Annotated in this window: 8 protein-coding genes, 1 tRNA gene and 1 pseudogene; all 10 read left to right on the top strand. The window is 62.7% G+C overall.

Translation table 11 applies throughout. The features are described from left to right. Nucleotides 1–140, top strand: a 140-nt coding sequence (locus VFL64_RS22140) for an EF-Tu C-terminal domain-related protein (RefSeq protein ID WP_084515566.1), incomplete at its 5' end; no start/stop codon positions are given. Between the two features lie 24 nt (nt 141–164). Next, nucleotides 165–240: transfer RNA gene (locus tag VFL64_RS22135), tRNA-Trp, on the top strand. A 104-nt stretch (nt 241–344) separates the two neighbouring features. Continuing rightward, entirely contained in the window at nt 345–728 is a 384-nt protein-coding gene (gene secE / locus VFL64_RS22130) for a preprotein translocase subunit SecE (RefSeq protein ID WP_489542551.1), read from the top strand. Between the two features lie 10 nt (nt 729–738). Further along, nucleotides 739–1,326: a transcription termination/antitermination protein NusG gene (gene nusG, locus VFL64_RS22125; RefSeq protein WP_489542550.1), complete on the top strand. Its 588-nt coding sequence runs from the start codon at nt 739–741 to the stop codon at nt 1,324–1,326. Between the two features lie 145 nt (nt 1,327–1,471). Continuing rightward, entirely contained in the window at nt 1,472–1,903 is a 432-nt protein-coding gene (rplK, locus tag VFL64_RS22120; RefSeq protein WP_489542552.1) for a 50S ribosomal protein L11, read from the top strand. A 2-nt stretch (nt 1,904–1,905) separates the two neighbouring features. Next, complete coding sequence (gene rplA, locus VFL64_RS22115) at nt 1,906–2,613, top strand: 50S ribosomal protein L1 (protein WP_489542549.1); 708 nt, start codon at nt 1,906–1,908, stop codon at nt 2,611–2,613. A gap of 270 nt (nt 2,614–2,883) precedes the next feature. Then, the gene (gene rplJ, locus VFL64_RS22110; RefSeq protein ID WP_489542548.1) at nt 2,884–3,399 is read left to right on the top strand and encodes a 50S ribosomal protein L10; all 516 of its coding nucleotides are present in this window, start codon (nt 2,884–2,886) and stop codon (nt 3,397–3,399) included. A 46-nt stretch (nt 3,400–3,445) separates the two neighbouring features. Continuing rightward, nucleotides 3,446–3,829 carry a 50S ribosomal protein L7/L12 gene (gene rplL, locus VFL64_RS22105; RefSeq protein ID WP_489542547.1) on the top strand — a complete coding sequence of 128 codons (384 nt, stop codon included), beginning with the start codon at nt 3,446–3,448 and terminating at the stop codon, nt 3,827–3,829. Nucleotides 3,830–4,143: 314 nt separating this feature from the next. Continuing rightward, a complete protein-coding gene (gene rpoB, locus VFL64_RS22100) occupies nt 4,144–8,268 on the top strand; it encodes a DNA-directed RNA polymerase subunit beta (RefSeq protein ID WP_489542546.1) in 4,125 nt (1,374 codons plus the stop codon). A gap of 17 nt (nt 8,269–8,285) precedes the next feature. After that, nucleotides 8,286–8,756: pseudogene (locus VFL64_RS22095) on the top strand (DNA-directed RNA polymerase subunit beta'); the annotation flags it as partial.

Genomic DNA, 8,756 nt, shown 5'->3' with positions numbered 1-8,756 from the left:
AAATGGTCATGCCTGGCGACAACGTCAGCATCACCGTCAAGCTGATCAACCCGATCGCCATGGAAGAAGGCCTGCGCTTCGCCATCCGTGAAGGCGGCCGCACCGTCGGCGCCGGCGTCGTGGCAAAGATCCTGGAGTAAGAGTTAGTTTTCGCTGAAAGCCACAGGGGTATAGCTCAATTGGCAGAGCGCTGGTCTCCAAAACCAGAGGTTGTAGGTTCGATTCCTACTGCCCCTGCCAAGCCCGCACGGTTGAACTAAGCCGGCGGGCTTTGCTGCTGAAGGGCAGCTGCTGTTTTGAAGTATTGAAACTGCTGCGACCCGGGCGAGCAACACACAACGAACATGGCCAATCCGCAAATCGAAACTGTTTCCACCGGCGCCGACAAGGCCAAGCTTGCTGCGGCCGGCGTTCTGGTGATTGCTGCGGTGGCGGCTTTCTATGTGCTGGGCAAGCAGGACATGTGGCTGCGCGTGGCCGCGTTGCTGGTCTTGCTGGTGGCTGCCGTCGGCGCGTTCTTCACCTCCGAGTCGGGCAAGCAGCTGATCGCTTTTGGCCGCGACTCGGTGCGCGAGGTGCGCAAGGTGGTGTGGCCGTCGCGCAAAGAGGCTACCCAGATGACGCTGTACGTGTTCGCCTTCGTGGTCGTGATGGCGCTGTTCCTGTGGTTGACCGACAAGACCTTGGAGTGGGTGCTGTACGACCTGATCCTGGGCTGGAAGCATTGAGGTAAGCCTGATGAGCGAACAAACCACAAGCGGTGAAGTGACTGCCGCCTCGCTGGCGCCGGCGACCAACAAGCGTTGGTATGTCGTTCACGCCTACTCGGGCATGGAGAAGGCAGTCGAGCGCAACCTGCGTGAGCGCATCGACCGTTCTGGCATGCAAGACAAGTTCGGCCGCATCCTGGTGCCGATGGAAGAAGTCGTCGAACTCAAGAACGGCAAGAAGGCCGTCACCGAGCGCCGCTTCTTCCCCGGCTACGTGCTGGTCGAGATGGAGATGGCCGACGACACCTGGCACCTGGTGAAGCACACCAGCAAGGTCACCGGCTTTGTCGGCGGTGCCAAGAACCGCCCGGCCCCGATCTCGGAGGCCGAGGTGATGAAGATCGTCACCCAGATGCAAGAGGGCGTGGAGAAGCCGCGCCCCAAGGTCGAGTGGTCGGTCGGCGAGCTGGTGCGCGTCAAGGAAGGCCCGTTCACCGACTTCAATGGTGCGGTGGAAGACGTCAACTACGACAAGTCCAAGGTTCGCGTATCGGTCACCATCTTTGGCCGCGCCACGCCGGTCGAGCTCGACTTCTCGCAGGTCGAAAAGATCTGAGCCCGGATGGCGGCTTGGCGCTTCGGCGCTGAAGCCATCCCGTTGCTGCTGGTGACGAGACACCGGCAAGAGGAGCCAAGGTAACCAGCCCTTGGCGTTTGTACTCAAGGTCCGCCGCTGTTTGCGGGCCTGTTTGGAGAGAAACATGGCAAAAAAGATTGTCGGCTTCATCAAGCTGCAAGTCCCGGCGGGTAAAGCCAACCCGTCCCCCCCGATCGGTCCGGCGCTGGGTCAGCGCGGTCTGAACATCATGGAGTTCTGCAAGGCGTTCAACGCGCAGACCCAAGGCATGGAACCCGGCCTCGTGCTGCCGGTGGTGATCACCGCGTTCGCGGACAAGTCGTTCACCTTCGTTCTGAAGAGCCCGCCCGCATCGGTGCTCATCAAGAAGACGCTCAAGCTCGACAAGGGCTCGCCCAAGCCACACACCGACAAGGTGGGCAAGCTGACCCGCGCCCAGGCTGAAGACATCGCCAAGGTCAAGATCAAGGATCTGACCGGCGCCGATCTGGATGCCGCTGTCCGCACGATCGCCGGTACCGCCCGCTCGATGGGCGTGACGGTGGAAGGAGTCTAAACATGGCCAAGCTGACCAAACGCCAGAAGGCACTCGCCGGCAAGGTGGAGAGCACCAAGCTGTACGCGATCGACAACGCGCTCGCGATCGTCAAGGAATGCGCCACCGCCAAGTTCGATGAATCCATCGACGTGGCGGTGCAACTCGGCATCGATGCCAAGAAGTCCGACCAGGTGGTTCGCGGCGCCGTCGTGCTGCCCAACGGCACCGGCAAGACCAAGCGCGTCGCCGTGTTCGCTCAAGGTGCCAAGGCTGAAGAAGCCAAGGCCGCCGGTGCCGACATCGTCGGCATGGAAGACCTTGCCGAGTCGATCAAGGCTGGCAACATGGACTTCGACGTGGTGATCGCTTCGCCCGACACCATGCGCATCGTCGGTACCCTGGGTCAGGTGCTGGGCCCGCGCGGCCTGATGCCGAACCCGAAGGTCGGCACCGTGACGCCCGATGTGGCCACCGCGGTGAAGAACGCCAAGGCCGGCCAGGTGCAGTTCCGCGTCGACAAGGCCGGCATCGTGCACGGCACGATCGGCCGCCGTTCGTTCGACACCGACAAGCTGATCGGCAACCTGCGCGCCCTGATCGAAGCCCTGAACAAGGCCAAGCCGGCCACGAGCAAGGGCATCTACCTGCGCAAGGTGGCGGTCTCCTCGACCATGGGCGTGGGTGCCCGTGTCGACGTGGCCACGATCAACGCATCGGCTCAGGCCTGAAGAAACTGAGGGTCGGCACGAGTCTGGTGCCGATCCGATGAGTTTGGTGGGCTGGTGAGGTGAAAGCCGAGCCAGGTCATCCAAGACCGCAGGTGCAGCTTCTGGCTGCTTAATCGAAGAGACGGCTGATCCACCGATTGGCCCGATCCGAAGCCCGCGCAGATGGCGGTCCCGCTGGAACGGAATCCGAGATTCCTGGACAGAGGTCGCTGCATTGTGGTGTGTCCGGAGGCGGCAACGCCGAAGGGCACGTGATGTGAGGAGTAGACCTTGAGTCTCAATCGCAACGAGAAAGCAACCGTGGTGACGGATGTGGCGGCCCAGGCGGCCAAGTCGCAGACGTTGGCGCTGGCTGAATACCGTGGCCTCACCGTGGCTCACCTGGACGTGCTGCGCAAGCAAGCGCGCGAAAAGGGCGTGTACCTTCATGTTCTGAAGAACACCCTGGCTCGCCGCGCTGTGGCTGGCACCCCGTTCGAGGCGGCTTCGGAGAGCATGGTCGGCCCGCTGATCTACGGCTTTTCTGAAGATGCTGTCGCCGCGGCCAAAGTCATCGCTGACTTTGCCAAGGGCAACGACAAGCTGGTCATCAAGGGTGGTGCCTTCGGTGGCAAGGCTCTGAACGCCGACGGCCTGAAGGCCCTGGCTTCGGTGCCGAGCAAGGAAGTGCTGCTGACCCAAGTGGCTGGCCTGCTGCAGTCGCCGATCGCTCGCTTCGCGCGCGCCCTGGGCGCCGTGGCTGCGAAGAAGGGTGGCGGTGCTGAAGAAGCGCCGGCTGCTGCCTGATCCGCCGAAGCATCCTTTCAACCTTATCTCTATCTAGGAAATCAAAATGGCATTCGACAAAGACGCATTCCTGTCTTCCCTGGACTCCATGTCCGTTCTCGAACTCAACGACCTGGTCAAGGCCATCGAAGAGAAGTTCGGCGTGTCCGCCGCTGCCGTGGCCGCTCCGTCGGCTGGTGGTGCTGCTGGCGGCGGTGGTGCTGCCGCCGCTGAAGAGAAGACCGAATTCAACGTGGTGCTGGTGGAAGCCGGTGCCAACAAGGTGTCGGTCATCAAGGCCGTGCGCGAACTGACGGGCCTGGGCCTGAAGGAAGCCAAGGACCTGGTCGACGGCGCTCCGAAGAACGTCAAGGAAGGCATTGCCAAGGCCGACGCCGAAGCAGCCGTCAAGAAGCTGGTGGAAGCCGGCGCCAAGGCCGAACTCAAGTAATTCGCCTTGCCGCAAGGGGCTGGGAGCCGGTTTCGGCCCCCAGCCTTTTGCGCTTCAGGGCTCATCAGGGTCTTTGAGACCTCTGGAGAGCACCTGGAAGTCCCTTGACCGAGAATCGAGGGCTTTCCAAGTGTTCTTTGATCCGACTGCAAAGAACCAGGTTTGGTCGGGCTCCGGTGCAACGCCGGGGTTGTCCGCCAGCGGTTGGTAGTGGCCAACCACCAAGCTTCGGGAGCCATTCCCGAAAGACAGTCGCCGACGGGGTCACGGCCTAGGCCAGGCAGCGATCCCTGAGATGGAGTGAGAAATCACCTATGGCGCAGCAACAAACCCCCTACAGCTACACCGAGCGCAAGCGTATCCGCAAGAGCTTCGGCAAACGCGAGAGTGTCCTCAACGTTCCGTACCTGCTCACCATGCAGAAGGAATCGTACGTCGCCTTCCTGCAGAAGGACGTACCGCCGCAGAAGCGCAAGCCAGAGGGCTTGCAGGCGGCCTTCCTCTCCGCGTTCCCGATCGTGTCGCACAACGGGTTTGTCGAGATGAAGTTCATCGAGTTCAACATGGCCAAGCCTGCGTTCGACACGCGGGAATGCCAGCAGCGTGGCCTGACCTACGCCGCGGCTGTGCGCGCCAAGCTGCAGATGATCATCTATGACCGTGAGAGCCCGCAGGCCAAGACGGTCAAGGAAATCAAGGAACAAGAGGTCTACATGGGCGAAGTGCCGCTCATGACCGACTACGGCTCGTTCATCGTGAACGGCACCGAGCGCGTGATCGTGTCGCAGCTGCACCGCTCGCCTGGCGTGTTCTTCGAGCACGACAAGGGCAAGACGCATTCGAGCGGCAAGCTGCTGTTCTCGGCACGGATCATTCCGTACCGCGGTTCCTGGCTCGACTTCGAGTTCGACCCGAAGGACATCCTGTACTTCCGCGTCGACCGCCGCCGCAAGATGCCGGTGACGATCCTGTTGAAGGCCATCGGCCTGAACCCGGAATCGATCCTGGCCAACTTCTTCGTGTTCGACAACTTCCGTCTGATGGACTCCGGTGCCCAGATGGAGTTCGTGGCCGACCGCCTGCGCGGCGAGATCGCCCGCTTCGACATCACCGACAAGAACGGCAATGTCGTGGTCGAGAAGGACAAGCGCATCACCGCGCGCCACACCCGCCAGATCGAGCAGAGCGAAACCCAGTTCGTGAGCGTGCCCGAGGACTACCTCATCGGCCGCGTGGTCGCACGCAACCTGGTCGATGCCGACACCGGCGAGATCATCGCCAAGGCCAACGACGAGCTGACCGAGTCGCTGCTGAAGAAGCTGCGCGCCGCCGGCCTGAAGGAAATCCAGTGCCTGTACACCAACGAGCTGGATGAAGGCGCCTACATCTCGCAGACGCTGGCCTCGGACGAGACCGCCGACCAACTGGCCGCGCGTGTCGCTATCTACCGCATGATGCGCCCCGGCGAGCCGCCGACGGAAGACGCGGTTGAAGCCCTCTTCAACCGCCTGTTCTACAACGCCGACACCTACGATCTGTCGCGCGTGGGCCGCATGAAGTTCAACGCCCGCGTGATGCGTGATTCGGCCGAAGGCCCGATGACGCTGTCGAACGACGACATCCTGGATGTCGTCAAGATCTTGGTCGAGTTGCGCAACGGCCGCGGCCAGGTCGACGACATCGATCACCTGGGCAACCGCCGCGTGCGCTGCGTGGGCGAGCTGGCCGAAAACCAATACCGTAGCGGCCTCGCCCGCATCGAGAAGGCCGTGAAGGAGCGCCTGGGCCAGGCCGAGACCGAAGCCCTGATGCCGCACGACCTGATCAACTCCAAGCCGATCTCCGCGGCGCTGAAGGAGTTCTTCGGTGCGTCGCAGCTGTCGCAGTTCATGGACCAGACCAACCCGCTCTCCGAGATCACGCACAAGCGCCGTGTCTCGGCCCTGGGCCCGGGCGGTCTGACCCGCGAGCGCGCCGGCTTCGAAGTGCGCGACGTGCACGTCACCCACTACGGCCGCGTCTGCCCGATCGAAACGCCGGAAGGCCCGAACATCGGCCTGATCAACTCGCTGGCCCTGTACGCGCAGCTGAACGAGTACGGCTTCCTCGAGACGCCGTACCGCCGCGTGACCGAAGGCAAGGTGACGAACCAGATCGACTACCTGTCGGCGATCGAAGAAGGCAAGTACGTGATCGCGCAGGCCTCGGCCACGCTCGATTCCGAAGGCAAGCTGATCGACGAGCTGGTGTCCGCCCGTGACAACGGCGAATCCATCCTGACTTCGGCCGAGCGCATCCAGTACATGGACGTGGCGCCGACGCAGATCGTTTCCGTGGCCGCCTCGCTCGTGCCCTTCCTGGAGCACGACGACGCGAACCGCGCACTGATGGGCGCCAACATGCAGCGCCAGGCCGTGCCCGTGCTGCGCCCCGAGAAGGCCTTCGTCGGCACCGGTGTGGAACGTGTGGCTGCCAAGGACTCGGGCACCGTCGTCGCGGCACGCCGCGGTGGCGTGGTCGACTACGTCGACACCAACCGCATCGTGATCCGCGTCAATGACAAGGAAACGGTGGCCGGTGAAGTCGGTGTCGACATCTACAACCTGATCAAGTACCAGCGTTCCAACCAGAACACCAACATCCATCAGCGCCCGATCGTCAAGCGCGGTGACGTGGTGGCTGCCGAAGACATCATTGCCGACGGCGCCTCCACCGACATCGGCGAACTGGCCCTGGGCCAGAACATGCTGGTCGCGTTCATGCCCTGGAATGGCTACAACTTCGAAGACTCGATCCTGATCAGCGAACGCGTCATCGCCGAAGACCGCTACACCTCGATTCACATCGAGGAACTGGTGGTCATGGCGCGTGACACCAAGCTGGGCTCGGAAGAAATCACCCGCGACATCCCGAATCTGTCCGAGCAGCAACTGGCTCGCCTGGACGAGTCGGGCATCGTCTACGTGGGCGCCGAAGTGAACCCGGGCGACACGCTGGTCGGCAAGGTCACGCCCAAGGGCGAGACCACGCTGACGCCGGAAGAGAAGCTGCTGCGCGCCATCTTCGGGGAGAAGGCTTCGGACGTGAAGGACACGTCTCTGCGTGTCGACCAAGGCACGAGCGGCACCGTCATCGACGTGCAGGTCTTCACCCGTGAAGGCATCCAGCGCGACAAGCGCGCCCAGCAGATCATCGACGACGAGCTGAAGCGCTACCGCCTCGACCTGAACGACCAGCTGCGCATCGTGGAAGCCGACGCCTTCGATCGAATCGAGAAGCTGCTGGTGGGCAAGGTCGCCAACGGCGGCCCGCAGAAGATCGCCAAGGGCACGAGCATCGACAAGGCCTACCTCGCCAGCGTCGAGAAGTACCACTGGTTCGACATCCGCCCGGCGGAAGACGAGATCGCCAACCAGCTCGAGTCGATCAAGAACTCGCTGGAGCAGACGCGCCACAGCTTCGACCTCGCGTTCGAAGAGAAGCGCAAGAAGCTCACGCAGGGCGACGAGCTGCCGGCTGGCGTGCTCAAGATGGTCAAGGTGTACCTGGCCGTCAAGCGCCGTCTGCAGCCTGGCGACAAGATGGCCGGCCGTCACGGCAACAAGGGTGTGGTCTCGAAGATCAACCCTGTCGAAGACATGCCTTACATGGCCGACGGCACGCCGTGCGACATCGTGCTCAACCCGCTGGGCGTGCCTTCGCGCATGAACGTGGGTCAGGTGCTCGAAGTGCACCTGGGCTGGGCCGGCAAGGGCATTGGCCAGCGCATCGGCGACATGCTGCAAGCCCAGGCCAAGGTGGCCGAGCTGCGCAAGTTCCTCGACGAGCTGTACAACAAGTCGGGCGGCAAGACCGAGCGCCTGGATCACCTCTCCGACGCCGACATCCTCGAGATGGCAGCCAACCTGAGCAAGGGCGTGCCGTTCGCGACGCCGGTGTTCGACGGTGCCAAGGAAGAAGAGATCCGCGGCATGCTCAAGCTCGCCTACCCGGACGACATCGCCAAGGCCAAGGGCCTGACCGAGACGCGCACTCAGGCTCAGCTGTACGACGGCCGCACCGGCGACGCTTTCGAGCGCCCCGTCACGGTGGGCTACATGCACGTGCTGAAGCTGCACCACCTGGTCGACGACAAGATGCACGCCCGCTCCACCGGCCCGTACTCGCTGGTCACGCAGCAACCGCTGGGCGGCAAGGCCCAGTTTGGTGGCCAGCGCTTCGGCGAAATGGAAGTGTGGGCCCTGGAAGCCTACGGCGCGTCTTACGTGCTGCAGGAAATGCTGACCGTGAAGTCCGACGACGTGAACGGCCGCACCAAGGTGTACGAGTCCATCGTCAAGGGTGAGCACGCGATCGAAGCCGGCATGCCGGAGTCGTTCAACGTGCTGGTCAAGGAAATTCGTTCGCTCGGTATCGACATCGAGCTCGAGCGCAACTAAAGAAAAGGAAACAGAACATGAAGGGTTTGCTTGATCTGTTCCGCCAGTTCACCCCTGATGAGCACTTCGATGCCATCAAGATTGGCCTGGCTTCCCCCGAGAAAATTCGGTCCTGGTCCTTCGGCGAAGTCAAGAAGCCGGAGACCATCAACTACCGCACCTTCAAGCCGGAGCGTGACGGTCTCTTCTGCGCCAAGATCTTCGGCCCGATCAAGGACTACGAGTGCCTGTGCGGCAAGTACAAGCGCCTGAAGCACCGTGGCGTGATCTGCGAGAAGTGCGGCGTCGAAGTCACCCAGACCAAGGTTCGCCGTGACCGCATGGGCCACATCGACCTGGCCGCGCCGTGCGCGCACATCTGGTTCCTGAAGTCGCTGCCGTCGCGCCTGGGCCTCGTGCTCGACATGACGCTGCGCGACATCGAGCGCGTGCTGTACTTCGAGGCGTACGTGGTGGTCGACCCCGGCATGACCCCGCTGAAGAAGTTC

Origin of the sequence: Rhizobacter sp., assembly GCF_035702065.1 — a bacterium.
GTDB lineage: Bacteria > Pseudomonadota > Gammaproteobacteria > Burkholderiales > Burkholderiaceae_C > Rhizobacter.
This window is presented reverse-complemented; position numbering and strand designations above follow the sequence as displayed.